This is a genomic window from Micromonospora foliorum, assembly GCF_022229015.1.
Classification (GTDB): domain Bacteria; phylum Actinomycetota; class Actinomycetes; order Mycobacteriales; family Micromonosporaceae; genus Micromonospora; species Micromonospora foliorum.
In genome coordinates, this window is sequence record NZ_JAKKFF010000243.1 from 70,341 (window position 1) to 95,971 (window position 25,631).

A 25,631-nucleotide genomic window follows, 5' to 3' on the forward strand; every position below is an offset into this window, starting at 1 on the left:
GCCGGGCTCCGGTGCCGCGACGACGTGCCTGATCGCCCAAACCTCACCGTACTGACGCCCAGCGGAAGTGTCGGACAGAAGAGGAAAATCACTCAGGTTTCACCTTGCTGGAGGACACACCACCAAACGGGCTCACCTCAACCGATCGGTAGGCGCCTTGGCGGATGGCGCCCACTCGGTCTTCCGGCGCCGGCAGTACGTCGCGCTTCGGCTGCCACCTAACCGGCGGCGGCCTCACGCTGGATCTGCTCGAATTGGGCGGCCATCGCGGCGGCCAGGGCCTGCGCGGCGGACAGCGGACGAACCATGACCGTGAACTCGTCGATCAGGCCGCTCTCATCCAGGTGCAGGAAGTCGCAGCCCTCAATGGCGACGTCGCCCATCCGGGCCTCGAACACCAGCGCGTGATCGCGACCGTTGTCGCCGCTCAGCTCACGGGTGTACCGGAAGTCCTCGAAGACCCGCAGGACGCCGCGCAGGATCGCCGCGGTGATTGCCTTGCCCGAATAGGGCTTGAACGCCACCGGGCTGCGAAACACCACGTTGTCGGCCAGGGCCGCCGCGACAGCGTCCGGATCCCGTGCTTCAACCGCCGCGCGAAAGTCGATCACCACCGCAGCGTAGCTCTCACAGTCGCCGCAACTGGTCCGCCGGGCACTCATCGCGGCTACTTAGAGACATGAGCGGACAGCGATCTACTTCAACGCACGAGTAGCAAGCATTGCTGAACTTCGATGAATTTGGGTTCGTCTCTGGTGGGCCATCATGGGACTGCTCTACCGTCGATACATGGTCTCGCGTCGATCGGTTCTGCGGGCGGTACCGCTCGCGGCCGCTGCCCTTACCGCCGCACCAGGTGATCCCCGCCGGCTCGGCCCGCGGTCCGCCTCGACGGATGCGGACCGCGTACCACCCGACCCGGCCACGATGCCGGCCGCCGCTACCGCCGTTCGCGGCTTCACGGCCGACCTCTACCGCACGCTGGCGTCGACCCGGGCAGGCGGCAATGTGGTGTGCGCGCCGTACTCGGTCGGGCTCGCGCTTGCGATGACCAGGGCGGGCGCCGGCTCGACCACGGCGGACGAGATGGACGCGGTGCTTCACGCGCCGCATCCGCGCCCCGGCGCGCTCGACAGCGGGTTCAACACCGTTGACCAGGCGCTCGCCGGCCGGTACCAGGATGGTGACGGGATCAAGCAGCCTCGGCTGACCACGGCCAACGCGCTGTGGACACGACTCGACCTGGTCCTGCGACCCGGGTTCCGGGACGCCCTCGCCGGCTACTACGGTGCCGCGCCGCAACCGGTCGACTTCCGCGGCGCGCCGGAGGTGGCCCGCCAGGAGATCAACACCTGGGTGTCCGATCGGACCAACGCGAAGATCCCGGAGCTGTTGCAGTCCGACGCCGTGGGCTCCGACACCAGCCTGATGCTGACCAACACGATCTACCTCAGGGCGGCCTGGAAGTATCCGTTCACCGTGACGGCCACGGCGGTGGAACCGTTCACCAGGGATGACGGGACCGTCGTCGACGCCCCGGTCATGCGCGGGCCGTTCGACAGGATGGGCTACCTGGAGGGGGACGGGTGGCGCGCGGTCGACGTGCCGTACGCGGGCGACGGGCTTGCCATGGCCATCGTCATGCCGACCCGGGACGATCTCGCCGCGGTCGAGGCGAACCTCGGTGCGACCTGGCTGGGCGCGTTGCTGAGCGGGTTCCAGATCACCGACGTCCAACTGCGCCTGCCCCGGTGGACGTTCCGCCTGCCGGCCGAGCTGGGTGCCGCGCTGGGCAGTCTCGGCATGCCCACGGCGTTCACGTCACAGGCCGATTTCACCGGCATGAGCACCGAGCCGGCCCTGTGCATCGACGACGTGGTGCACGAGACGTTCATCGCGGTGGACGAGAAGGGTACCGAGGCCGCGGCCGCGTCGGCCGTCATCGTCCGGCCGCCGTCGATCCCGCAAGGACCGCAGTTCTTCGTCAACCGACCATTCCTGTACGTCATCCACGACCGGCTCACCGGCGTACCGCTGTTCCTCGGCCGGGTCCACGACCCGCTGGTCAACGGCCCCGCCTGACCGGACCGGGACCAGGATCAAGCTGCGCGTCCGCACCGCCAAGGCCGCCCAGACACTTCTGGAGCAGTGGGGTCAGGCAGGTGGTGCGCTGATGGCCAGGATGGCGGTGTCGTCGCTCAGCCCGGCGCCGAAGGTGCGGAGCAACTCGGTGACCGCGGCGACGGCCGTGGTGGCGTTGGTCGGCGCGAGGGAGTGGGCGAATCGAGCGAGGGCTGCGGTTCCGTAACGGCCATCGGCAGTTTCGCTGCTGGGGGGACGGGCCTCGGTGAGCCCGTCGCTGTAGAGAAGTAACGTGTCGCCCGGGTTCGCCACGACAGTTGTGTTGGTGTATCGGGAGTTGGGGAATGCCCCGACGATGCGGCCCTTCGTGGGGTGGTAGTGAACGGAGCCATCGCCTCGCAGCAGCAGTGGTTCGGGGTGCCCGCCGCTGGCGATGACCGCGGTGAACGCGTTGACGGCCGGCGTGGGTGTGAGGATGCCGGACACAACGGTGCAGTAGCGCGCGTCCTGGCGGTACTCCTGCCAGAGCACGGTGTTGAGGTTCTGCAGCGCGGCGGCAGGGTCCGGGTTGTAGACGGTCGCGGCCCGCAACGTGTAGCGGGCCAGGGCGGTGACGGCTGCCGCTTCCACGCCTTTGCCGCTGACATCGCCGAGGAAGAAGCCCCAGCGGCCGTCCTCGAGGGGAAACAGGTCGTAGAAGTCACCGCCGACTTCGTCGGTGGAAGCCGCCCGGTAGTACGCGGCGCTGTCCAGTCCCGGCGGGGTTTGCAGCACGGCGGGGAGGAGACTGCGCTGCAGTTTGCTGACGAGTTGTCGTAGCCGTTCGTCCTCGCGTTCCGCGGCCTTGCGGGCGCTGAGGAGCTCTCGTTCGTAGGAGCGACGCATCGCGGCGTCGAAGATGGCCGTCCGGATGAGCTGCGGTTGACCTTCGCTGCCAGCCTTGACGACGGAAGTGACGAGGACCGGCATGCGAACGCCGTCCTTCGTACGGAGGTCGAGGGCGACACCGCCGATCTCGCCCCGCATGGCCAGCATCGGCGCGAAGTGGGTCTCGTGGTAGATCCGACCCCCACCGGTGAGTAGGTCGCTGAAACGGCGCCGGCCGACGAGTTCCTCACGGCGGTAGCCGAGCCAGGCCAGCAGCGTGCCGTTGATCTTCGCGATGGTCCCGTCCAAGAGGGTGGACAGGTTCCCGCACGGCGCATTCTCGTACAGGTCTTCGAGGTCGTCTTCCAGCAAGGCAGGGAACCCGGCCGCGCTCGGTCGGGCGCTTCCGTCATCGCCGGGACCTGGGCCGTGCGGATCACGCCCCCCAGTGGCGGTCATCGGTAGGCGGCCCTGACAAACGACGTGATCGCTGCGGCCGTCGCTTCCGGCGCGCTCAGCTGCGGGCAGTGCCCGGTCGCATCCAGTGTGACGAGCTGACTTCCGGCGATCTGCGCGTGTACGAACGCGCCGACTTCGGGCGGCGCGATGGCGTCCTGAGCACATTGCAGGACCAGGGTCGGAACGCTCACCGCGGCGAGGTCCGCACGGTTGTCGGACAGGAACGTGGTACGCGCGAACACCTGCGCCATCGCGGGATCCGTCCGGCAGAAACTCGCCGTCAGCTCATCGCCCAGCTCCGGCCGCTCGGGATTGCCCATGATCAGGGGTGCCATGCTCGACGACCAGCCAAGGTAGTTGCTGTCGAGTGACTCGAGCAGGTCGTCGATGTCCTCGCGAGTGAAACCGCCCCGGTAGTCTCCGTCGTCGATGTAACACGGTGACGGCGTGACCAGGACCAGCGCGGAGAAGCGATCCGGTTCGCGGTTCGCCGCAAGGACCCCGATACTCGAACTGACCGAATGCCCGACGAAGATCGGCTGCTGGAGGTCCAGGTCGCGGCAAATGCTCAGCACGTCATCGGCGTAGCCGTCCAGGGAGGCGTACCGGTCAGCGTCCCAGGCCGCCGGATCAGCCTTGCCGGATCCGACGTGATCAAATAGCACCACCTGGGCCCACTGTCCGATTTCGCTGACCACGTGGCGCCACATGTGCTGATCACAACCAAAGCCGTGCGCGAGCACAACAGTAGGGCCATCCTCACGACCGGCCAGCATCACGTTGTTGCGGTCCCACACACGCATTCGCCTATCCTTCACCACCCGCACCTCGGGGACCAACCGTCAGCCCACCTGGGCGATCGTCCGGTGGCACGGACACCTGTATTACCGTTATGTCCTGCACCGTTGGGGTGTTCATGTCCGCAGCAGATCTGCGCGGACCTCCGTGACCGCGTCGGCAAGGGCCTGCACCCCCTCGGAGAGGGAGCGTTCGGTGAGGGTGGCGTAGCCGAAGATCAGCCCGCCGGGTCCGGCGGGGCTCAGCCGGTACCGGGAGACGCCTTGCACGACCAGTCCGCGCCGGGCTGCGGCAGCCACGACCGCGGCCTCGTCGAGGTCCGGCGGGAGCCAGGTTACGACGTGTTGGCCCGCCGCGACGCCGACCGGTTCCAGTTCGGGCAGCCGTGCGCGCAGCGCGGCCAGGAGTGCGTCCCGGCGGCGGCGGTAGACCGGACGCATGCGCCGTAGGTGCCTGTCGAATTCGCCGCGGGTCAGGAAGTCGGCGAAGGTCAGTTGGTCGATGACGGGAGAGCCACGGTCGGCCCGTACCTTGGCTGCCGTGATGTCGTCGACCAGGTGCGGCGGCGCAAGCAGCCACCCGAGGCGCAGCCCTGGTGCCAGGGTCTTGCTCGCTGTGCCGCAGTAGACGACGGTGTCGGGTGCCAGCCCCTGCATGGCGCCGACGGGCGAGCGGTCGTAGCGGTACTCCGCGTCGTAGTCGTCCTCGATCACCACCGCGCCGCGACGCTGCGCCCAGCCGATGACCCGGGCCCGCGCGGTGGCCGACAGGACGCCGCCGGTGGGCCACTGGTGCGAGGGCGTCAGCACGACGGCGTCCGCGTCGGTCTCTTGGAGCTTGTCGACGAGAAGGCCGTTCGGCCCGACCGGGACGCCGATCACGTCCAGGCCGAGGGCGGCCGCGACGAGGCGGGCGTCGTCGTCCGCGGATGGGTCCTCGACGGCCACCCTGCGGGCGCCGCGCGCCGCGAGCACCTGGAGTATCAGCGCGACGCCTTGACCGTAGCCACTGCAGATCACGACGTTCTCCGGGCGGGCCGATGTGCCGCGGACCCGGCTGAGGTAGTCGATCAGGGCTACGTGCAGTTCGGGTACGCCACGTCCGTCGAGGTAGGCGAAGCGTTCGTTCGGCGTGGTGGTGAGGACCGTTCGCACCGAACGCAGCCAGGCGGCCCGGGGGAATGACGACACGTCGGTGCGGCCGTAGCCGAAGTCGATGCGGGCCGCCGGCGGATCCCCGCCGCGCCGACCCGCCGACGGCGCAACCGGCTCGACCGCGACCCGGGTGTAGCCGCCCGCCCGACTGGTGAGGTAGCCCTCGGCGACGAGTTGCTGGTAGGCCTCGACCACGACGCCGCGGGAGACTTTCAGATCGGCTGCGATGGTGCGGGTGGGCGGCAGGGACGTCCCGAGCCGTAACCGGCCGGCCCGGATGCTGCCCCGGATCGAGGCGGCAATCTGCCGGTGCAGCGGCTCGGCGGCGGACCGGTCGACATGGATGAGCAGGTCCTCGGCAGTGCTCGAATTGGTCCTGATTCGGCCCATGGAATCGGACCTTACCGGGTGTACCGATTTCCGTCAGGCTCGAACTATGACGACAACGACCAGTCCCCGCTTCGACGGCCGCCTCCTCACCCCCGGCAGTCCGGGTTACGACGCGGCCCGCGCCGTCTGGAACGCCATGATTGACCGGCGCCCGCGGATGATCGTGCAGGCCGCAAGCATCAACGACGTGGTGGCCGCGGTGCGCCTGGCCCACGAACTCGACCTGGAGATCGGGGTGCGCTGCGGCGGGCACAACGTGGCCGGCCTCGCCGTCCCCGCGGACGGCCTGATGATCGACCTGACCCCGTTGAACGGCGTTCGGGTCGACCCGATCCGGCGACGCGCCCGAGTCCAGGGCGGCGCGCTGCTCGGCGCACTCGACCGGGCGTCGCAGCCATACGGCCTCGCCACGACCGCGGGTAACGTCTCGCACACCGGGGTCGGCGGCCTGACCCTCGGCGGCGGCATGGGCTGGCTCGCCCGCCAACACGGGTTGGCCTGCGACAACGTCATCTCTTACACGATGGTCACCGCGAACGGGCAGGTGGTGACCGCGAGCCGAACCGAGAACCCCGACCTCTACTGGGGCCTGCGCGGCGGGGGCGGCAACTTCGGCATCGTCACCGACTTCGAGTTCCACCTGCACCACACCGGAACGCAGACCCTGGTCGCCGAGTTCGACTTCCGCGCCGAGGACGCCGTACCGGTGCTCGACGGCTGGCGGGACCTCAACGCCGTCGCGCCGCGGCAGGCGACCTTCACCGCCGATGTCCACAGCACGGCCACGGGCCCGATCGCCACCGTCGGCTTCGTATGGGTCGGCGACCCGGCACAGGGTCACCGGTTGCTGCCGGCGATGCGCGCGCTCGGGCGCCCGGTTGCCGAGCGGGTCACCACCCCGTCATACCTGGAACTGCAGCAACGCGACGACACCGTCGGCGGCCACGCTTACCGCCGGTACTCCAGTGCGCACTACCTGCGGCAGTTCCCCACCGCCGCGATCGAGGCGTTCCTACTGCGCGGCGCGTCGGACCTGCACACCGGCGCCCACCTGGCCGGCGTCGGCCTGCAGGCGCACGGCGGCGCCATCGGCGACGTCGCGGATGCCGACGCGGCGTTCAGCCACCGCGGCACCGCGTTCGAGTTCAGCGCCGGCTCCCGCTGGACCGAGCCATCCGATGACGACATTCGAATGGCAGCGGCTCGCAGTGCCGGAGCCGCGCTCAACCCGTACGCCGACGGCGTCTACGTCAACTCGCTCGCCGCCGACGAGGGGCAACGCGGGGTACGCCGCGCGTACCCGGCCGCCAAGCTCACCCGGCTCACCGCACTCAAGACGATCTGGGACCCGCACAACGTGTTCCACCTCAACCACAACATCCGGCCCCACAGCCGGTAGCGCAGTCGGGGTCAGTCCTCGTCCTTCTTCTTGTCGCGGTTCATGGCCAGGTCGAGTGCGAGGACGCTGCCGATGATGAGCAGCGGGTCGACGCCGGCAGCGACCTGGACCGCGTAGGTGTCCCGGATCGTCAGCCACCGCTTGGAGACCGCGGCCACCTCGGTGCCGTTGCGTTCGATCACGTACTCGTGGTCGAGCAGGTCACCCTTCATCTCCAGGTCGTCGGGCCCCGGCACGTCGATGGTGAACTTGTCGCGGAACGGCGTGAGCAGATTCTTGCGGACCTCTGCGGCCTTCTCCCCGCCGATCCGGATCTCGTACGTGGGACGCAACGCCACCAGGTGCCGGTGCAGCGTGGCGACCTCCTGGCCGGAGGCGTCCTCGATGACGACCTTGTTGCGGACGCTGAGCACCTTGCCGTCGACGTGGAAGACCTTGGTGCCGTGCTCGTCGAGCACGTCGAAGTCGTCGCCGATCGAGAAGAACCGCTCCCTGATGACAAACATGGTCCGATTCTCCCCCACCGCACACGGAAGTGCCGGCCGGCGGGGCACGGCCGCCGCCCTCATCGGTCCGCTCCGCAGAAAGGACACGGCTGTAGCGGCGCACGCCGAAGCACGAGACCCGACACACCGCATCGTCGACCGGTGGTATTGCGACCCATCGATTCGTGGTAGAAATCTTTCGTGCTGTCCGCTCCTCAGCTAGGTTTCCTTCTCCAGGAGGTGGCGATGACGAAAACCATTGCCGGATGGTTGGCGGGTCTCACCGTTGCCGCAGGACTCGTAGCGCCGACCGCCCCGATTGCGGTGGCCGCGACGCGCGCGCAAGCGCCGACCGCTGTGACGCTGTCGGCCGCCGGCCCGCAACCCGGCACCTTCACCGGCCGAGGATTCGACACCTGCACCGCCCCGTCACAGGCCGCGATGGACGCGTGGCGCGCCAGCTCGCCCTACGGCGCGATCGGCATCTACATCAGCGGGGACAGCCGCTCCTGCGCCCAGCCCAATCTCACCGCGACCTGGGTTGCCAACCAGATGAGTAACGGATGGCGCCTACTCCCCATCGAGCTGGGATACCAGGCACCGTGCGGTACCCGCGCGCCAAGAATGTCCGCCGATCCCACAACCGCCCGGTCACAAGGCGTCGCTGCGGCGAACAGTGCCGCGACCGCGGCCCAGGCACTGGGCATCGGCAATGCGAGCACCATCTACAACGACATCGAGCAGTACCCGTCTGACACGTCGTGCCGATCGGCCGTGCTGTCGTTCCTGTCCGGCTGGACCGAGCAACTGCACGTACGCGGGTACCTCGCCGGCATGTACTCCAGCGGCACCTCGGGCATCAGGGACGTCTGCGACGCGTACGACAACCCGAGCTACACGCGACTCGACCAGATCTGGATCGCCTGGTGGAACGGCGTGGCTGACACGGACGCCGGAAGTTACTGCGCCGACGGTCACTACGCGAACCACCAGCGCCTGCACCAGTACGCCGGCAACGTCACCGAGACGTGGGGTGGCGTGACGATGAACATCGACCGCAACTACCTCGACGTGACAGTCACCCAGGCCCCGCCGCAGCAGTGGGCCGCGACCATCGACAACAGCACCTCGGGAGGGTTCACGGCGAGCAGCGCCTGGGGCACATCGGCCTACTCGGCCCAACGGTTCGGTACCGACTACCGGTTCGCCAGTCCGGTGACGTCCAGTGACGTCGCCTGGTACCGGTCGACCATCCCAACGACCGGAAGCTACGAGATCTCGGTGTGGTACCCCGCCGACGCCGGCTACAACAACCAGACGCCCTATCTCGTGGCGACCACCACGGGAAACAGATCCGTGTCCGTCAACCAGCGGGTCAACGGCGGTCGGTGGGTTTCGATCGGCGTATTCACCCTGGCGGCGGGCACGGGCAACAAGGTCGGTGTGAGCCGCTGGACCAGTGGCACCGGATTCGTCGTCGCCGACGCGGTGCGGATCACCCGGGTCTGAGCTCGCTCACTGGTCGGTGGCCCCTAGATTCCGGTTGGCTCGTCACTTGACTGACGCGGCCGTCGGGATGGGTCCCGTACCTCTGCGTCAGGCCGGGCGCCGGCCCCGCACGCCGCGAGTGGAGGGCCGCCGCTGGCAGCGCCGCCACGCCTGTGGTGAGGTGCAGGTAGGTCAGCATCACGTCACCGGAGGACATCATCTTCACCGTCAACGCTATCGCCGCGCCTTCTGCCACCGAACCGCTCGTGCGCACCACGATCGAGCGGCGGGACCTGGGCCCGCACGATGTTCTCATCGAGATCCGCTACGCCGGCATCTGCCACTCCGACATCCACACCGTGCGCGGCGACTGGGGCAGCGTTCCCTACCCGCTCACCGTTGGCCACGAGATCGTCGGCCGGATCACCGAGGTCGGAGCCGACGTCACCCGCCACGCCGTCGGCGACCGTGCAGGTGTTGGCTGCATGGTCAACTCGTGTCGTGAGTGCGAGAACTGCCGCACCGGAAACGAGCAGTACTGTCTCAAGGGCAACACCCAGACGTACGCGGGCGTCGACCGGGACGGCACCGTGACCCAGGGCGGATACTCGACCCACGTCGTCGTGAACGAGGACTTCGTGCTGCGGGTGCCGGAAAGCATCCCGTACGAGGCGGCGGCCCCGATGCTGTGCGCGGGCATCACCACGTACTCCCCGTTGGCGCACTGGAACGCCGGTCCCGGCAAGAAGGTCGCCGTGGTGGGCCTGGGTGGTCTGGGCCACATGGCCGTCAAGATCGCGGCGGCGATGGGCGCCGAGGTGACCGTGCTGTCACAGACGCTGGGCAAGAAGGACGACGGCCTGCGCTTCGGAGCCGAGCACTACTACGCCACCAAGGACCCGGCGACGTTCGAGGCGCTCAAGAACAGCTTTGATCTGATCATCAATACGGTCAGCGCACCGATCGACATGGCCAGCTACCTCGGTCTGCTGCGTCTGGATGGCACGCTTGTCAGCGTGGGTGCCCCGCCGGAGCCGCTGCCGGTGCCCGTCTTCGCGTTGTTCGGCAACCGACGTTCGTTCGCCGGCTCCAGCATCGGCAGCATCGCCGAGACGCAGGAGATGTTGGACTTCTGCGCCGAGCGCGGCATCGCTCCCGAGGTCGAGGTCATCGGCGCCGAGGCGGTCAACGACGCGTACGAGCGGGTGCTCGCCTCAGACGTGCGGTACCGGTTCGTCATCGACATCGACACCCTGCGCTGATCTTCTCTGGTGTGCGCCAGGGTCCGCCGAACGGCGGTCCTTGGCGCACACCCCGGCTGGGGTGATCCGCCCGCTAACGGTGCGCGGTGAAGGCCTGCGGCTTCTCCTTCTCGACGTCAGCCGCGGCAGCAGGTCGGCGAACGTCCTCGCGAGTCTCGTGGACGTGCGCCGAACCCGTTACACATTCATCGTCGTGAACGTCTTCACTTGACCAACACAAGCGCGTAGCCTTCCTGAAACAAGTTCTGAAACGATTCATCCAGCCCACCGTCCCCTCCCGGTCCGGGCCGTCCACCGCCTGCGTCGTGCCGGGAGACCGCCGCCCAGAAGGATGAGGACCTGGAATGATGCGCATCACGCGGCGTCGCGCCGCACCCTCCGCGCTTCTCGTGCTGCTGCTCGGCCTGACGCCGTTGGTGGTGCCCGGCCCGGCCGCCGCAGCGCCGGCCGCCGCCACGCTGACCGCGACCGACCTGACCACCGAACGCGCCACCGAACCGATCGGCCTGGACGTGGCACAGCCCCGACTCGGCTGGCGGATCGACGCCACCGCCCGGGGCGTGCTCCAGCAGTCGTACCAGATGCGCGTCGCCACCAGCGCGGAGCGCCTCACCGCCCCCGACGTCTGGGACAGCGGCCGGGTCCGGTCGCGGCAGAGCACCCTCGTCGCGTACGCCGGCCCACAACTGCGACCCCGCACCCGGTACGCCTGGCAGGTCCAGGTCTGGGACACCGCCGGCAACGCCTCCGGCTGGAGCGCGCCCGCGTCCTGGGAGACCGGCGTACACGGTGGCGCGGGCTGGCAGGCCGACTGGATCGGCATGCCGTCGGCGACCGAGTCCTGGACCGACTACACCGTGCAGACGACGGTACGACTGGAACGCGACGCGGCCGGGATCTACCTCCGTGCCCGGGGTGCGGCGAACGCGTACATGTGGCAGTTCTCCATCACCGGCGGCAGCGCGAAACTGCGCCCGCACGCCCGGGTCAACGGCGCCTGGACGGTGCTCAAGGAGGTGCCGCTCGGCGGAGTCGTCCCGGCCGACAGGCTGACCACGCCGCACACCCTGCGCATCACCGCGGCCGGAAACACCATCACGACCTGGGTTGACGGCACCCAGGTCGACGTCACCACCAGCACCGCGCACCAGGCCGGCTCGGTCGGCCTGCGTACCAACGGGTTGGAGTCCGGCGTCTTCTCCAACTTCTCGGTGACCAGCGGCGGCCAGACGCTCTTCGCGGCCCCGCTCACCGACGGGGTGAACCCGTTCGGGGCGGGCACGGCCACCGCGGCCGGCCTGCGGGTCGGCGGCGACACCGAGGCCATGCTCACCGCGCTGGACGCGAACCCGCTGCTGCGCAAGGGCTTCCGCGTCGACGGTACGGTCGCACGGGCCCGGATCTACGCCACCGCGCTCGGGGTCTACCAGCTCTCACTCAACGGTCAGCGGGTCGGCGACCACGAGTTGGCACCCGGCTGGACCGACTACCACAAGCGGGTGCAGTACCAGACGTACGACGTGACCCGCCAGCTCCAGACGGGCGACAACGCCCTCGGTGCCCTGCTCGGCGACGGGTGGTACGCGGGCAGCATCGCCTGGTTCGGCACCGACAACTACGGCTCCCGGCCGCATCTGAGCGCCCAACTGGTCATCGACTACACCGACGGGCGTAGCGCGACGATCGGCACCGACGGCTCGTGGCGCGTCACGGCCGGGCCGTTTCTGCAGAGCGACCTGATCCACGGTGAGACCTACGACGCGCGGCGGCTGCCGGCGGGCTGGGACCGACCCGGGTTCAACGACGCCGGCTGGAAGCCGGCCACCGTCGACGACGTCGACGCCACCGACACGATCGTCGCCCAGGTCGACCCGCCAGTGCGGGTCACCCAGGAGCTGCCGGCCCGGACGCTGACCCAGCCCACCCCCGGCACCTGGATCTTCGACCTCGGCCAGAACATGGTCGGCAGGGTGCGGCTGAAGCTCAACGGCCCGGCCGGCACGACGGTACGCATCCGGCACGCCGAGGTGCTCAACCCGAACGGCACCGCCTACACCGCCAATCTGCGCACGGCGCGGGCCACCGACCAGTACACGCTGCGGGGTGGCGGGGCCGAGGTCTACCAGCCGACGTTCACCTTCCACGGCTTCCGCTACGTCGAGCTGACCGGATATCCGGGCACCCCGGACCTGTCCTCGGTCACCGGGCTGGTGATGCACACCGACGGCGACCTCACCGGTGAGTTCCAGACCTCCAACGCCATGGTGAACCAACTGCACCGCAACATCACCTGGGGGCAGCGCGGCAACTTCCTCTCCATCCCGACCGACACGCCGGCGCGCGACGAGCGGCTGGGCTGGACCGGTGACATCAACGTCTTCGCCAACACCGCGACGTTCAACATGGACAGCCTGACGTTCCTCAGCAAGTGGTTGCAGGACCTGCGCGACGCGCAGTCGGCCAACGGCGCGTACCCCGACGTCGCGCCGCGCGCCTGCTGCGGGGACGGCGCGACCGGCTGGGCCGACGCCGGGATCACCGTTCCGTACGCGCTGTGGCAGCGCTACGGCGACACCCGGGTCGTCGAGGAGCACTACGCGTCGATGGTGCGCTACGCGTCCTGGTTGGAGAGCACCAGCTCGGGCAACCTGCGGACCAACGCCGGCCCGTACCTCGACTGGCTCAACCTGGAGGACCCGACGCCGGCCGGGGTGGTCGGCACCGCCTACTACGCGTACAGCATCCGGCTGCTGGGAGAGTTGGCCGCCGCCATCGGGCGCGACGCCGACGCGACCCGCTACGCGGCGCTGTCCAGGGCCATCGCCCAGGCGTTCGTCAACACCTACGTCGCGGCCGACGGCACCGTGCAGGGCGACAGCCAGACCGGGTACGTGCTGGCCATCGGCATGGGCCTGCTGACCGACCCGCTGCGGGCCAGGGCCGCCGACCGACTGGTCGCCAATGTGCAACGGCACGACTGGCACCTCTCCACCGGCTTCCTCGGCACCCCGGACCTGCTTCCGGCGCTGACCGCCACCGGGCACCTGGATGTCGCCTACCGGCTGTTGCTCAACGACACCTACCCGTCGTGGGGTTACGAGATCGGCAAGGGCGCGACCACGATCTGGGAGCGCTGGGACTCGATCAGACCCGACGGCAGCTTCGGCGACGTGGGGATGAACTCCTTCAACCACTACGCGTACGGCGCGGTGGGCGACTGGATGTACCGGACGGTCGCCGGCATCCAGCCCGACGCCGCCAACCCCGGGTACGCGCACGTCACGTTCGCCCCCCAGCCGGGCGGCAACCTCACCTCGGCCAAGGCGTCGTACCGCTCGGCGTACGGGACGATCGGCAGTGACTGGGACCTCGACGCGCGCGGCGACGTGCGGCTGCGGGTCACCCTGCCGCCCAACACCACGGCGACGGTGCGCTTCCCGGCGCCCGGGCGTGAGGCGGTCACCGAGGGCGGCCGGCCGGCGGAGCAGGCTGCCGGGGTGCGCTTCGTCCGGATGGACGGCGCGGTGGCCGTCTACGAGATCGGGTCCGGTTCCTACTCCTTCGCGGTCGTCCCACCGACGGGCGCGTACGACCACGTCGACCTCGGCGTCGCGGCGTCCGAGCAGGCGCACCGCCTGACGGCCTCCACCTACTCGAACACCAGCACGGAGGCTGGGTTGACCCGCCGGTACACGGACGTCACCCGTCCCGGCGGTTGGTTCGAGTTCGACCTCGCGGTCCGGGCGGGTGAACCGTTCGTGCTGCGCTCGGTGGAGACGTACGACGGGCCGCAGCTCAAGGACTACCAGGTGCTCGTGGACGGGGTGGTGGCGCACACCCGCTCGTGGCAGCGCACCGCGGGTGGGCCCGGCACGGTCAGCTACCAGTTCGTCGTCGACCTGCCGGATGCGACGCGGGACGGCGTGGTGCGGGTGCGCTACCAGGACACCGGCACCGGCTACGACCCGTCGATCGCCGACGTCTGGGCGATGCCCGTTCCGGCGGCCTGACCAGGCTGGGCGTCGCGGAGGAGCCGGGCGGGCATCCGCCCGGCTCCTTCGTCGTCGAAGAAGGGCCGGTCAGCGCCGGGTACGCCGGGGTTGGTCGCTGGATCGGCGTACGACCAACTCGGGCTGGAACACCACGTGCCGGTGCCGGTGGGTGTCACCGGACTCGGCCTCTTCGAGCAGCAGCTCGGCTGCGGCGCGGCCGAGCTGGTCGCGCGGCTGGCGCACCGACGACAGTGGCACCGCCGCGGCGCCGGCGAACTCGATGTCGTCGTAGCCGACGATGGCCACGTCGCTCGGCACCCGCACCCCGCGCGCCGTCAGCTCCTGAAGGACACCGAGCGCGATCAGGTCGTTGGCGCAGAACACGGCAGTCGGGCGCTTGCGGACCGGCAACGCGAGCAGCTCCTCGGCGGCGTGTCGGCCCGCGGCGACGGTCAGGTTGGTGGTCACCGCCACCCGCAGGTCAGCGGTGCTGCCGCGGTCCTGCACAGCCGCGGCGGCCCCGGCGTGCCGGTCGGCAACCTGGGCGATGGTGAGCGGGCCACCGAGGTAGGCGATGCGGTGGTGGCCCTGGTCCAGCAGGTGGTCCATGGCGAGTCGGCCGCCGAGCACGTCGTCGACCGCCACCGAGCAACGGTTCGCCCGGCCCGTTCCCCGGTCCACCAGTACCACCGGGATGCCGCGCTCGATGAGCTTGTCCAGAACGGGCTGCGGGCCGTGGTCGACCGGGGTGATGAGCACACCACGGACCCTCTGTTCCTCCAACAGCTCCAGGTGGCGGCGCTCCCGGGCGCCGTCCTCGCCGCTGTTGCAGACGACGAGCATGGCGCCAGCCGCCTCGATCACCTGCTCGGCCCCTCGGACCACGTCGGTGAAGAACGGGTTGGCCACGTCCAGGACGACGATGGCGACGGTGCGGCTGCGCCCGGCGCGCAGTTGACGGGCGGAGTCGTTGCGGACGTAGCCGAGGGTGGTGATGGCGTCGAGCACCCGCTGCCGGGTGGCGGGAGCGACCGTGTCGGGTCGGTTGAGCACGTTGCTCACGGTGCCGAGGGAAACGCCGGCATGCCGGGCGACCTCCTTGATGTTCGCCGTCGCCATGACTCCCCAGATGCTCCGTACCGTGGTCGTGACCCGTGTCGACCGGGTCGCTCGGCAGTGTATAGCGCCTAAATCGTTTCAGGCAGCGCAGCAACAGCGCCGCGAGCTGGTCCGGAGCCCCGTCAGCAACAGCAAGAAATAGCATCGAAACTCTTGACGCTCTCGAAGGGCTACCCCTACCGTCCATGCAACGACGCATGAAACGATTCAGGAGGGCTCGGATGACCGCCGACGCACCGGGCGCGCAGGCTCCGCTGCTGGTCCTCGACGGCGTGACGAAGTCCTTCGGGGCCGTCGCCGCGCTGCGCGGGGTGCACCTGGCGCTGCACTCCGGTGAGGCCCACGCTCTGGTCGGCGAGAACGGGGCGGGCAAGTCCACTCTGGTGAAGGTTCTGGCCGGCGCACACGCACCGGACTCCGGCTCGATGAGCCTGGACGGGCAACCGCTGCGGCTGCGCGGTCCCGCCGACGCCCGGGCCGCCGGCATCGCGGTCATCTACCAGGAGCCGACACTCTTTCCGGACCTCTCCGTGGCGGAGAACATCTTCATGGGTCGGCAACCGCTGCGCGGTCTGCGTCGCATCGACACCGCCGCGATGAACCGCGACGCCGAGAAGCTGTTCCAGCGGCTGGGTGTGCGCATCGACCCGACCCGCCCCGCGCGCGGCCTCTCCATCGCCGACCAGCAGCTCGTCGAGATCGCCAAGGCGATCTCGTTCGACGCCCGCGTCCTGGTCATGGACGAGCCCACCGCCGCGCTCTCCGGAGTGGAGGTCGAACGGCTCTTCGCGGTCGCCCGGTCGCTCTGCCTGGGTGGTGCGGCCGTGCTGTTCATCTCGCACCGGTTCAACGAGGTGTTCGACCTGTGCCACCGCGTCACCGTGCTGCGCGACGGCGCCTGGGTCTCCAGCGACGACGCCGCCGACCTGACCGTCGACGAGGTGGTGCGGCGCATGGTCGGCCGGGACGTCTCCTCGCTCTACCCGAAGCAGGACGCCGAGCTGCGGGACACCCTGCTCGAGGTCCGTGGGCTGACCCGGGCCGGCGTCTTCACCGACGTGTCGTTCTCCCTCCGGGGCGGGGAGATCGTCGCACTCGCCGGGCTGGTCGGCGCCGGGCGCAGCGAGGTCGCCCGCGCCATCTTCGGTGTCGACCGCTACGACACCGGGGCGGTGCTGGTGGCCGGTCGCGCCGTCCCGGCGGGGAAGCCGGGCCGGGCGATCGCGGCCGGCATGGCGCTGGTCCCCGAGGACCGACGGCAGCAGGGCCTGGTCATGGAGCTGTCGGTGGAGCGCAACGCCACACTGGCCCGCCGCCGGGCGCTGAGCCGGTTGGGCCTCCTGCTCGGCGGCGCGGAGCGCGCCGAGGCCCGCCACTGGACGCGGCGGTTGCAGGTGAAGGCCTCCCGGCTCGGCGCACCCGTGGCGACCCTCTCCGGCGGCAACCAGCAGAAGGTCGTGCTCGCGAAGTGGCTGGCCACCGAACCACGGGTCCTGATCATCGACGAACCCACCCGTGGCATCGACGTCGGCACCAAGTCCGAGGTGCACCGACTGCTCTCCGAGCTGGCCGGCGAGGGCCTGGCCATCCTCATGATCAGCAGCGAGCTGCCCGAGGTGCTCGGCATGGCCGACCGGGTTCTCGTCATGCACGAGGGGCGACTCGTCCGCGAGCTGCCCCGGGCCGAGGCGGACGAGACCTCCATCATGTTCGCCGCCACCGGTCAAGGAGCGACCGCATGAGCCTCACCGACGCCGGCGCACCCGAACGGACCGCCGGCAACGCCCCGACCGACCCCGGACGGCAGCGCCGCAGCCGCACCGAACGGCTGCTCGCCGTACGCGAGCTGAGCCTGTTGATCGCGCTCGGCCTGCTGGTCCTGGTGACCACCCTGCGCAACGATCGGTTCCTGAGCGGCCAGAGCATCAAGGACCTGCTGCTGGGCTGCGCGATCCTGGTGATCCTGGCGGTCGGCCAGACCCTGGTCATCGTCACCCGCAACGTGGACCTCTCCGTCGGCTCGATCCTGGGTCTGGTCGCCTTCGCCACCGGCTCGCTGTTCCTCTCCGCGCCCGGTACGCCGTGGCCCGTGGCGCTCGTCGTGGGTGTCGCACTGGGCGCGCTGTGCGGGGCGGTCAACGGCGCCCTGATCGCGGTGGCCCGGGTGCCTGCCCTGGTCATCACACTCGGCACCCTCTACGCGTTCCGCGGCGTCGACTACTACTGGGCGTCCGGTCGGCAGATCAACGCCGCCGACATGCCTCCGTCGTTCCTGCGGCTGGGCAACCAGACGGTGCTCGGCGTACCCGTGCTGTTCGTCGTCGCGCTGGTCGTCGTCGCCGTCGTCGGTTTCTACCTGCGCTCCTACCGCAGCGGCCGGGAGCTGTACGCGATCGGCTCCGAACCGGCCGCCGCCCGACTCTCCGGCATCCCGGTGGGCCGGCGGGTGTTCGCCGTCTTCGTCGCCAGCGGCGCCCTCGCCGGGCTCGCCGGCGTGCTGTACGCGGCCCGGTTCGGCACCCTCGACGCGGCCGCCGGGACCGGCCTGGAACTCCAGGTCGTCGCTGCCGCCGTGGTCGGCGGGGTGGCGATCTTCGGCGGCAGCGGCAGCGCCTACGGCGCGGCGCTCGGTGCCGTGCTGCTGACCACGATCGGCAGCTCGCTCGCCGTCCTGCGCATCGACCCGTTCTGGCAACAGGCCGTGGTCGGCGCACTCATCCTCGCCGCCATCGGGCTGGACCGGCTCCTGGCCCTGCGGGTGGCGGCCCGGCTCCGAGGGAGAAGCGCGCATGGCGCATGACAGCCTGTACGCCGCACCGACCACCGCCGAGGCCGAGCCCGGCGCGGGCCGCCTCGCCGGCCTGCGCGGGCTGGTCGGCTCCTGGGACGCGGTGATCGTCGCCGCCCTCGTGGTGGTCGTGCTGGTCGCCAGCCTGACCGTGGAGAATTTCGCCAGCGGCCGCAACGCCCAGTTCCTGCTGCTCGACCTGATGCCGCTGGCGCTCATCGCGCTGCCGATGACCCTGATCGTGATCACCGGTGAGATCGACCTCTCGGTGGCCAGCATGGTCGGGCTGTGCAGCACGCTGATGGGGCAGCTCTGGCTCTCCAGCGGACTGTCCCTGGAGCTGATCTGCGTCCTCGTGGTGCTGCTGGGCGCCGTGCTCGGCGCGGTGAACGGTCTCTTCGTCACCGGCTTCGGTCTGCCGTCGCTGGCGGTGACCATCGGCACGCTCGCCCTCTACCGGGGGATGTCCTTCGTGGTGCTCGGCGACCAGGCGGTCGCGGACTTCCCGGCCGACTGGACCGCCGCCGTGGTGCGCGCCATCCCCGGCACGTCGATCCCGGTCGTGGTGGTTCCGCTGCTGCTGCTCGCCGTGGTCTTCGGGGTCGTGCTGCACGCCACCGCCGCCGGTCGGGCGCTCTACGCCATGGGAAACAACGACCAGGCCGCCACGTTCACCGGCGTGTCGGTGGCCCGGACGAAGTTCTGGTTGTTCGTGGTCTCCGGCGCGGTGTGCGGGCTGGTCGGCATCTTCTGGACGCTGCGGTACGCCAGCGCCCGCGGCGACAACGCCACCGGGCTGGAGTTGACCGTGGTGACCGCCGTGCTGCTCGGCGGTGTGTCGATCTTCGGCGGCCGGGGTGCGCTGCTCGGTGTGGTGGCCGGCGTGCTGCTCCTCGGCGTCCTGCGCAACGCGCTGCAACTCGCCGACGTCGACGCCAACGCGCTGACCATCGTCACCGGCAGCCTGCTCATCGCATCCGTCGTCCTGCCCAACGCCGTCGCGGACGTCCGCGCCCGGCTGCACCGTCGACGACAGCGGCACGCCGTCGCTTCGTGACGCTCCCCCGCACACCCACCACCCCCGGAAGGATGACGATGTCCGCATACCGCAGAGGTCTCCGGGTCGGGGCGACCAGCCTCGCCCTCGCCGCACTGCTGCTCAACGCCGCCTGTGGCGGCACCACCCGGGACAACTCCACCGACGACCCCGGCGCCGGCAACCAGGCGAGCGGCGCCGCGAATCCGGACGCCGCCATCAAGGCGGGGCTGAAGATCGCCTTTCTGCCGAAGGCTCTGAACAACCCCTACTTCACCGTCTCGGACAACGGCGGCAAGGACGCGGTCACCGAGTTCAAGGGTGAGTTCAAGGAGGTCGGCCCCTCCGAGGCCAGCGCCTCCTCCCAGGTCAGCTACATCAACACCCTGTCCCAGCAGGGTATGGACGTGATCGTCACCTCGGCCAACGACCCGAACGCCATCTGCGGGGCGCTCAACCAGGCGAAGGCGGCCGGCGCGAAGATCGTCACCTTCGACTCCGACACCAAGCCGGAGTGCCGCCAGATCTTCGTCAACCAGGTGACCGCCGAGGGCATCGCCGAGAACCAGGTCAAGCTCATCTCGCAGCAGATCGGCGGCGAGGGCGAGATCGCCATCCTGTCCGCCACCGCCAACGCGACCAACCAGAACGCCTGGATCGCGTTGATGAAGACCGAGCTGACGAAGCCCGAGTACAGCAAGATCAAGCTGGTCACCGTGGCGTACGGCAACGACGACGACCAGAAGTCCTTCCAGGAGACCCAGGGTCTGCTGCAGTCGTACCCGAACCTCAAGGGCATCATCTCCCCCACCACTGTCGGTGTCGCGGCGGCCGGGCGGTACCTCAGCGGGTCGCAGTACAAGGGCAAGGTCAAGCTGACCGGCCTGGGCACGCCGAACCAGATGCGCCAGTACGTCAAGGACGGCACCGTCGACGCGTTCGCCCTGTGGAGCCCGGCCGACCTCGGTTACCTGGCGGCGTACGCCGGCGCGGCACTGGCCTCCGGCCAGATCACCGGCGCCGAGGGCGACAAGTTCAAGGCCGGCAAGCTCGGCGAGTTCACCGTCGGCAAGGACGGGGTGGTCATCCTCGGCCCACCCACCGTGTTCGACAAGAACAACATCGACCAGTTCCAGTTCTGATCGCCCTCCCGGTCGGTGCCGGCACACGTCGTGCACCGACCGGGGAGCCGACGGGAGAACCGTGCCCCGCGTCTGCTTCACCCTCCAGGTAGACCCCGAACGTCTCACCGAATACCGCACCCGCCACGAGCAGGTCTGGCCGGAGATGCTCGCCGCGCTGGCCGAGAGCGGCTGGCGGGACTACTCCCTCTTCCTCCGCGAGGACGGCCTGCTCGTGGGCTGTCTGGTCACCGACGACTTCGCCGCCGCCCAAGCCGCCATGCAGGCCAGCGACGTCAACGCCCGCTGGCAGGCGGAGATGGCGTCGTACTTCGTCGACCTCGACCAGGGCGCACCCGACCGCGCCATCCGGCCACTGGACGAGGTCTTCAACCTTGAGGCGCAGCTTGCCGCAGATTCTGCGGCGCGGTCCGCCGTAGAGACGGGAGACAAATCATGACGCAGCCCGACGCGCGGACCCTCGAACGGGTCAAGCTGGCCCTGCGGTCCCAGCGCATCGAGACGCCATCCTGGGCGTACGCCAACTCCGGCACCCGCTTCAAGGTCTTCCCTCAGGAAGGGGTGCCACGTAACCCGTACGAGAAGATCGCCGACGCGGCGGTCGTGCACCGGCTCACCGGCGTCGCACCGACGGTGGCGCTGCACATCCCCTGGGACCGGGTCGACGACTACGCCGATCTGGCCGCGTTCGCCAGGGATCAGGGCGTCGGTCTGGGCGCGATCAACGCCAACGTCTTCCAGGACAACGACTACAAGCTCGGCAGTGTCACCAACCCGGATCCGGGGGTGCGCCGCAAGGCCGTCGACCACCTGCTCGAGTGTGTCAACATCATGGACCGCACCGGCTCCCGCGACCTGAAGCTCTGGTTCTCCGACGGCACCAACTACCCCGGCCAGGACGACATCCGGGCCCGGCAGGACCGGCTCGCGGCGGCGCTGCGCGAAACCTACGACCGGCTCGGCGACGACCAACGGCTGCTGCTGGAGTACAAGCTGTTCGAGCCGGCCTTCTACACCACCGACGTGCCGGACTGGGGCACCGCGTACGCGCACTGCCTGGAGCTGGGCCCGAAGGCCCAGGTGGTCATCGACACCGGGCACCACGCCCCGGGCACCAACATCGAGTTCATCGTGGCGTTCCTGCTGCGCGTCGGGAAGCTCGGCGCGTTCGACTTCAACTCGCGCTTCTACGCCGACGACGACCTGATGGTCGGCTCGGCGGACCCGTTCCAGCTGTTCCGGATCATGTACGAGATCGTCCGGGGCGACGCGTTGGCACCGGAGGCCGGCATCGCGTTCATGCTCGACCAGTGCCACAACATCGAGGCGAAGATCCCGGCCATCATCCGTTCGGTGCTCAACGTGCAGGAGGCGACCGCGAAGGCGCTGCTCGTCGACGCGGACGCGCTGGCCGCCGCGCAGCGCGCCGGTGACGTGCTCGCCGCCAACGCCGTGCTGATGGACGCGTACAACACCGACGTCCGACCGCTGCTCGCCGAGCTTCGTACGGACCTGGGCGTGGATCCGGACCCGATGGCCGCGTACGCCCGCTCCGGTTACTTCGACACGATCCGCGCCGAACGCGCCGGCGGCCAGCAGGCCGGCTGGGGCGCCTGACCACCACTGAGAACCGCAGACTGGGGACGTGAGGACATGCAATCCGAGGTTCAGGCGCTGATCGCGCGCAGCAACCGGCTCGGTGCCGACCCGACCACCACGAACTACGCCGGGGGCAACACCTCCGCCAAGGGTGCGGCCGCCGACCCGGTCACCGGTGGCCCGGTCGAGCTGCTCTGGGTGAAGGGCTCCGGCGGTGACCTCGGCACCCTCACCCCGTCCGGGTTGGCCGCTCTGCGGTTGGACCGGCTCCGCGCCCTCGTCGACGTCTATCCCGGCATCGAGCGGGAGGACGAGATGGTCGCCGCGTTCGACTACTGCCTGCACGGCCGGGGCGGCGCGGCGCCGTCCATCGACACCGCCATGCACGGCCTCGTGGAGGCGGCGCACGTCGACCACCTGCACCCCGATGCCGGTATCGCGATCGCCGCAGCCGCCGACGGACCGGAGCTGACCAAGGAGATCTTCGGCGACCGGGTGTTGTGGGTTCCCTGGCGGCGGCCCGGCTTCCAGCTCGGCTTGGACATCGCCGCGGTGGCGCGGGCCAACCCGCAGGCGATCGGCGTGATCCTCGGTGGGCACGGCATCACCGCGTGGGGCGTGACCAGTGACGAGTGCGAGCGCAACTCGCTGGAGGTCATCCGGTCCGCGCAGGCGTACCTCGACGAGCGGGGCCGGGCCGAGCCCTTCGGGCCGGTCATCGCCGGCTACGAGCCGCTGCCGACCGATGAGCGACGGCGGCGTGCGGCGGCGTTGTTCCCGGTGCTGCGGGGTCTGGCGTCGACCGACCGGCCGCAGGTCGGCCACTTCACCGACAGCGACGTGGTCCTCGACTTCGTGGCGCGGGAGAAGCACCCCTCGCTCGCCGCCCTCGGCACCTCCTGCCCGGACCACTTCCTGCGTACGAAGGTCCGTCCGATGGTGCTCGACCTGCCGCCCGCCGCGCCGGTCGAGGACGTGATCGCCCGACTTCGGGAGCTGCACGCCGCCTACCGCGACGACTACCGCGCCTACTACGAGCGGCATGCCGCCCCGGACAGCCCGCCGATGCGCGGCGCCGACCCGGCCGTGGTCCTGGTGCCCGGTGTGGGCATGTTCAGCTTCGGCGCCAACAAGCAGACCGCCCGCGTTGCCGGCGAGTTCTACGTCAACGCCATCAACGTGATGCGCGGCGCGGAGGCCGTGTCGCGCTACGCGCCGATCGACGAGGCCGAGAAGTTCCGGATCGAGTACTGGGCTTTGGAGGAGGCGAAGCTTCAGCGGATGGCGAAGCCGAGGGCCCTCGCCACCCGGGTCGCGTTCGTCACCGGAGGTGGCTCCGGGATCGGGCGGGCGATCGCCCACCGGCTCGCCGCGGAGGGCGCGTGTGTCGTGGTCGCCGACCGGGACGCGCAGGCGGCCGCCGCCGTCGCCGCCGAGATCGGCGGCGCCGACGTGGTGGTCGCCGTGGCGGCCGACGTCAGCGACGGTGACGCCGTGGCCGCCGCCCTGCGCGAGGCGGTGCTGGCCTTCGGCGGGGTGGACCTGATCGTCAACAACGCCGGGCTGTCGCTGTCCAAGTCGTTGCTGGAGACGACCGAGGCGGACTGGGACATCCAGCACGACGTGATGGCCAAGGGCTCCTTCCTCGTCTCCCGGGAGGCCGCACGGGTGCTGCTGGCGCAGGGAATGGGCGGCGACATCGTCTACATCTCCAGCAAGAACTCCCTGTTCGCCGGCCCGAACAACGTGGCGTACGGCGCGGCGAAGGCCGACCAGGCCCACCAGGTCCGGCTGCTCGCCGCCGAACTCGGCGGGCACGGCATCCGGGTCAACGGTGTCAACCCGGACGGGGTGGTCCGCGGCTCCGGGATCTTCGCCGGAGGCTGGGGTGCCCAACGGGCCGCCGTCTACGGAGTCCCGGAGGAGAAGCTGGGCGAGTTCTACGCCCAGCGCACCCTGCTCAAGCGCGAGGTGTTGCCCGAGCACGTCGCCAACGCGGTCTTCGTGCTCACCGGCGGCGAGCTGTCGCACACCACGGGACTGCACGTCCCGGTGGACGCCGGTGTGGCCGCGGCCTTCCTCCGCTGATGACCGCCGTGCGACTGGCCGCGGTGGACGTGGGCGCGTCCAGCGGCCGGGTCATGCTCGCGTGCGTCGGGCCGGGGACGCTGGAACTCACCGAGGCGCACCGGTTCCGCAACGAACCCGTACGGGTGGCGGGCACCCTGCACTGGGACGTCCTGGCGCTCTACCAGGGCGTCCTGGACGGATTGCGCGCCGCTGGCCCGGTCGCCGGGATCGGCATCGACACCTGGGCGGTGGACTACGGGCTGCTCGACGCCACCGGGGCTCTGCTCGGCAACCCCGTGCACTACCGCGACGGGCGCACCGAGGGTGTCAGCGACCGGGTGGCGAAGCAGCTCGGACCGGAGCGGCTCTATGCCACGACCGGGCTGCAACACCTGCCGTTCAACACCCTCTACCAGCTCGCCGCCGCCGCCGGTACGCCCCAACTGGAGGCCGCGCACACGCTGCTGCTGATGCCGGACCTCATCGCGTACTGGCTCACCGGCGAGGTCGGCGCCGAGGTCACCAACGCCTCCACCACCCAGCTCTACGACCTGCGTCGCCGCGCCTGGGCGACCGACCTGATGGCCGACGCGGGGATCCGCAGCGAGCTGTTCGCGCCGCTGCGGGAGCCGGGCACCCGGATCGGCCCGGTCCTGCCCGCGCTCGACCTACCCGGAACGCCCGACGTGGTGGCGGTGGGATCGCACGACACCGCCTCGGCCGTGGTGGGCGTGCCGGCGGTGGGAGAACACTTCGCCTACATCTCCTGCGGCACCTGGTCCCTGGTCGGCGTCGAGCTGGACGCCCCGGTGCTCAGCGAGCCGAGCCGGCGGGCCAACTTCAGCAACGAATCCGGCGTCGACGGCACAACCCGCTACCTGCGTAACGTGATGGGCCTCTGGCCACTGCAGGAGTCACTGCGCACCTGGGGCACCACGGACCTGCCCGCCCTGCTCCGGCAGGCGGCCGAGGAGCCGGCCTTCCGCTGCGTGGTGGACCCGGACGATCCCACCTTCCTGCCACCCGGCGACATGCCCGCCCGCATCGCGGAGGCCTGCCGGCGCACCGGCGAGCCGGTGCCGGACAACCCGGCGGCCACGGTCCGGTGCATCCTGGACAGCCTCGCCCTGGCGCACCGGCGCGCCGTCCAGCAGGCGCAACGACTCTCGGGCCGGCACGTCGACGCCGTGCACGTCGTCGGCGGCGGCGCCCGCAACGACCTGCTCTGCCAGCTCACCGCCGACGCCTGCGAACTGCCGGTGCTGGCCGGGCCGGTCGAGGCCACCGCCCTGGGCAACGCCCTGGTGCAGGCCCGCGCCGTCGGCGTGATCGGCGGTGACCTGGCGTCGCTGCGGTCCGTGCTGCGGCAGACCCAACAAATCGTGCGGTACGAGCCACGCGGCGACGCGACGGCGTGGCGGGCGGCTGCCCGGCGCCTCGGATGGGACGACTGACCATGCGAATGGGCAGCCCAGGCCGAGGAGGTTGCCCGACGCACGTA

General features: G+C 70.2%; 19 protein-coding genes. 13 read left to right on the forward strand and 6 right to left on the reverse strand.

Annotation, left to right across the window (positions count from 1 at the left end; translation table 11 throughout):
• Window positions 1-218 precede the first annotated feature (218 nt).
• Window positions 219-611 carry a nuclear transport factor 2 family protein gene (locus PSH25_RS18470; protein ID WP_238660267.1) on the reverse strand — a complete coding sequence of 131 codons (393 nt, stop codon included), beginning with the start codon at window positions 609-611 and terminating at the stop codon, window positions 219-221.
• Window positions 612-927: 316 nt separating this feature from the next.
• Between PSH25_RS18470 and PSH25_RS18475 the strand changes: the two genes are divergently transcribed.
• Window positions 928-2,082, forward strand: a complete 1,155-nt coding sequence (locus PSH25_RS18475) for a serpin family protein (RefSeq protein ID WP_238660268.1) — start codon at window positions 928-930, stop codon at window positions 2,080-2,082.
• 72 nt (window positions 2,083-2,154) lie between these two features.
• Here PSH25_RS18475 and PSH25_RS18480 read toward each other — a convergent pair whose 3' ends face one another.
• From PSH25_RS18480 to pdxR, 3 genes are all read right to left on the reverse strand, one after another.
• The gene (locus PSH25_RS18480; RefSeq protein ID WP_238660269.1) at window positions 2,155-3,321 is read right to left on the reverse strand and encodes a PP2C family protein-serine/threonine phosphatase; all 1,167 of its coding nucleotides are present in this window, start codon (window positions 3,319-3,321) and stop codon (window positions 2,155-2,157) included.
• Window positions 3,322-3,404: 83 nt separating this feature from the next.
• Window positions 3,405-4,211, reverse strand: coding sequence for an alpha/beta fold hydrolase (locus PSH25_RS18485; RefSeq protein WP_238660270.1), 807 nt, complete (start codon window positions 4,209-4,211; stop codon window positions 3,405-3,407).
• Between the two features lie 111 nt (window positions 4,212-4,322).
• Window positions 4,323-5,750, reverse strand: coding sequence for a MocR-like pyridoxine biosynthesis transcription factor PdxR (pdxR, locus tag PSH25_RS18490; protein ID WP_238660271.1), 1,428 nt, complete (start codon window positions 5,748-5,750; stop codon window positions 4,323-4,325).
• A 46-nt stretch (window positions 5,751-5,796) separates the two neighbouring features.
• Between pdxR and PSH25_RS18495 the strand changes: the two genes are divergently transcribed.
• Window positions 5,797-7,149 carry an FAD-binding oxidoreductase gene (locus tag PSH25_RS18495; RefSeq protein WP_238660272.1) on the forward strand — a complete coding sequence of 451 codons (1,353 nt, stop codon included), beginning with the start codon at window positions 5,797-5,799 and terminating at the stop codon, window positions 7,147-7,149.
• 11 nt (window positions 7,150-7,160) lie between these two features.
• Here the strand turns inward: PSH25_RS18495 and PSH25_RS18500 are convergent, their stop codons facing one another.
• The gene (locus PSH25_RS18500; protein WP_238660273.1) at window positions 7,161-7,655 is read right to left on the reverse strand and encodes an LURP-one-related family protein; all 495 of its coding nucleotides are present in this window, start codon (window positions 7,653-7,655) and stop codon (window positions 7,161-7,163) included.
• A gap of 225 nt (window positions 7,656-7,880) precedes the next feature.
• Between PSH25_RS18500 and PSH25_RS18505 the strand changes: the two genes are divergently transcribed.
• The 3 genes from PSH25_RS18505 to PSH25_RS18515 all read left to right on the forward strand — a co-directional run bounded on the left by PSH25_RS18505 (window position 7,881) and on the right by PSH25_RS18515 (window position 14,394).
• On the forward strand, window positions 7,881-9,143 hold the full coding sequence (locus tag PSH25_RS18505; RefSeq protein ID WP_238660274.1) for a glycoside hydrolase domain-containing protein: 1,263 nt from the start codon (window positions 7,881-7,883) through the stop codon (window positions 9,141-9,143).
• Between the two features lie 197 nt (window positions 9,144-9,340).
• On the forward strand, window positions 9,341-10,384 hold the full coding sequence (locus tag PSH25_RS18510; protein ID WP_238660309.1) for an NAD(P)-dependent alcohol dehydrogenase: 1,044 nt from the start codon (window positions 9,341-9,343) through the stop codon (window positions 10,382-10,384).
• 344 nt (window positions 10,385-10,728) lie between these two features.
• Window positions 10,729-14,394, forward strand: a complete 3,666-nt coding sequence (locus tag PSH25_RS18515; protein WP_238660275.1) for a family 78 glycoside hydrolase catalytic domain — start codon at window positions 10,729-10,731, stop codon at window positions 14,392-14,394.
• A 69-nt stretch (window positions 14,395-14,463) separates the two neighbouring features.
• On the opposite strand, the gene PSH25_RS18520 is transcribed toward PSH25_RS18515, so the two are convergent.
• The gene (locus tag PSH25_RS18520) at window positions 14,464-15,495 is read right to left on the reverse strand and encodes a LacI family DNA-binding transcriptional regulator (RefSeq protein WP_238660276.1); all 1,032 of its coding nucleotides are present in this window, start codon (window positions 15,493-15,495) and stop codon (window positions 14,464-14,466) included.
• 221 nt (window positions 15,496-15,716) lie between these two features.
• Here PSH25_RS18520 and PSH25_RS18525 point away from each other — a divergent pair, with 221 nt between their 5' ends.
• The 8 genes from PSH25_RS18525 to PSH25_RS18560 all read left to right on the forward strand — a co-directional run bounded on the left by PSH25_RS18525 (window position 15,717) and on the right by PSH25_RS18560 (window position 25,584).
• Window positions 15,717-17,237, forward strand: a complete 1,521-nt coding sequence (locus PSH25_RS18525; RefSeq protein ID WP_238660277.1) for a sugar ABC transporter ATP-binding protein — start codon at window positions 15,717-15,719, stop codon at window positions 17,235-17,237.
• On the forward strand, window positions 17,234-18,295 hold the full coding sequence (locus tag PSH25_RS18530) for an ABC transporter permease (RefSeq protein ID WP_238660278.1): 1,062 nt from the start codon (window positions 17,234-17,236) through the stop codon (window positions 18,293-18,295). The genes PSH25_RS18525 and PSH25_RS18530 overlap by 4 nt, the downstream gene beginning before the upstream one ends.
• Window positions 18,285-19,340 carry an ABC transporter permease gene (locus PSH25_RS18535; RefSeq protein WP_238660279.1) on the forward strand — a complete coding sequence of 352 codons (1,056 nt, stop codon included), beginning with the start codon at window positions 18,285-18,287 and terminating at the stop codon, window positions 19,338-19,340. The genes PSH25_RS18530 and PSH25_RS18535 overlap by 11 nt, the downstream gene beginning before the upstream one ends.
• A gap of 38 nt (window positions 19,341-19,378) precedes the next feature.
• Window positions 19,379-20,461, forward strand: coding sequence for a rhamnose ABC transporter substrate-binding protein (gene rhaS, locus PSH25_RS18540; RefSeq protein ID WP_238660280.1), 1,083 nt, complete (start codon window positions 19,379-19,381; stop codon window positions 20,459-20,461).
• A 61-nt stretch (window positions 20,462-20,522) separates the two neighbouring features.
• Window positions 20,523-20,900 carry an L-rhamnose mutarotase gene (locus PSH25_RS18545; RefSeq protein ID WP_238660281.1) on the forward strand — a complete coding sequence of 126 codons (378 nt, stop codon included), beginning with the start codon at window positions 20,523-20,525 and terminating at the stop codon, window positions 20,898-20,900.
• Window positions 20,897-22,078 (forward strand): L-rhamnose isomerase, encoded by a 1,182-nt coding sequence (gene rhaI, locus PSH25_RS18550; protein WP_238660282.1) that lies wholly within the window; start codon window positions 20,897-20,899, stop codon window positions 22,076-22,078. Before PSH25_RS18545 ends, rhaI begins: the two co-directional genes overlap by 4 nt.
• A gap of 36 nt (window positions 22,079-22,114) precedes the next feature.
• Complete coding sequence (locus PSH25_RS18555; protein ID WP_238660283.1) at window positions 22,115-24,148, forward strand: bifunctional aldolase/short-chain dehydrogenase; 2,034 nt, start codon at window positions 22,115-22,117, stop codon at window positions 24,146-24,148.
• Entirely contained in the window at window positions 24,148-25,584 is a 1,437-nt protein-coding gene (locus PSH25_RS18560; protein WP_238660284.1) for a rhamnulokinase, read from the forward strand. The genes PSH25_RS18555 and PSH25_RS18560 overlap by 1 nt, the downstream gene beginning before the upstream one ends.
• Window positions 25,585-25,631 lie beyond the last annotated feature (47 nt).

Excerpts from the sequence above, each read along its gene's own strand:
- PSH25_RS18475 (WP_238660268.1), top strand. The coding sequence starts at position 928 with ATGCCGGCCGCCGCTACCGCCGTTCGCGGCTTCACGGCCGACCTCTAC.
- PSH25_RS18485 (WP_238660270.1), bottom strand. The coding sequence starts at position 4,211 with ATGCGTGTGTGGGACCGCAACAACGTGATGCTGGCCGGTCGTGAGGAT.
- pdxR (WP_238660271.1), bottom strand. The coding sequence starts at position 5,750 with ATGGGCCGAATCAGGACCAATTCGAGCACTGCCGAGGACCTGCTCATC.
- PSH25_RS18495 (WP_238660272.1), top strand. The coding sequence starts at position 5,797 with ATGACGACAACGACCAGTCCCCGCTTCGACGGCCGCCTCCTCACCCCC.
- PSH25_RS18500 (WP_238660273.1), bottom strand. The coding sequence starts at position 7,655 with ATGTTTGTCATCAGGGAGCGGTTCTTCTCGATCGGCGACGACTTCGAC.
- PSH25_RS18505 (WP_238660274.1), top strand. The coding sequence starts at position 7,881 with ATGACGAAAACCATTGCCGGATGGTTGGCGGGTCTCACCGTTGCCGCA.
- PSH25_RS18515 (WP_238660275.1), top strand. The coding sequence starts at position 10,729 with ATGATGCGCATCACGCGGCGTCGCGCCGCACCCTCCGCGCTTCTCGTG.
- PSH25_RS18520 (WP_238660276.1), bottom strand. The coding sequence starts at position 15,495 with ATGGCGACGGCGAACATCAAGGAGGTCGCCCGGCATGCCGGCGTTTCC.
- PSH25_RS18525 (WP_238660277.1), top strand. The coding sequence starts at position 15,717 with ATGACCGCCGACGCACCGGGCGCGCAGGCTCCGCTGCTGGTCCTCGAC.
- PSH25_RS18530 (WP_238660278.1), top strand. The coding sequence starts at position 17,234 with ATGAGCCTCACCGACGCCGGCGCACCCGAACGGACCGCCGGCAACGCC.
- PSH25_RS18535 (WP_238660279.1), top strand. The coding sequence starts at position 18,285 with ATGGCGCATGACAGCCTGTACGCCGCACCGACCACCGCCGAGGCCGAG.
- rhaS (WP_238660280.1), top strand. The coding sequence starts at position 19,379 with ATGTCCGCATACCGCAGAGGTCTCCGGGTCGGGGCGACCAGCCTCGCC.
- rhaI (WP_238660282.1), top strand. The coding sequence starts at position 20,897 with ATGACGCAGCCCGACGCGCGGACCCTCGAACGGGTCAAGCTGGCCCTG.
- PSH25_RS18555 (WP_238660283.1), top strand. The coding sequence starts at position 22,115 with ATGCAATCCGAGGTTCAGGCGCTGATCGCGCGCAGCAACCGGCTCGGT.
- PSH25_RS18560 (WP_238660284.1), top strand. The coding sequence starts at position 24,148 with ATGACCGCCGTGCGACTGGCCGCGGTGGACGTGGGCGCGTCCAGCGGC.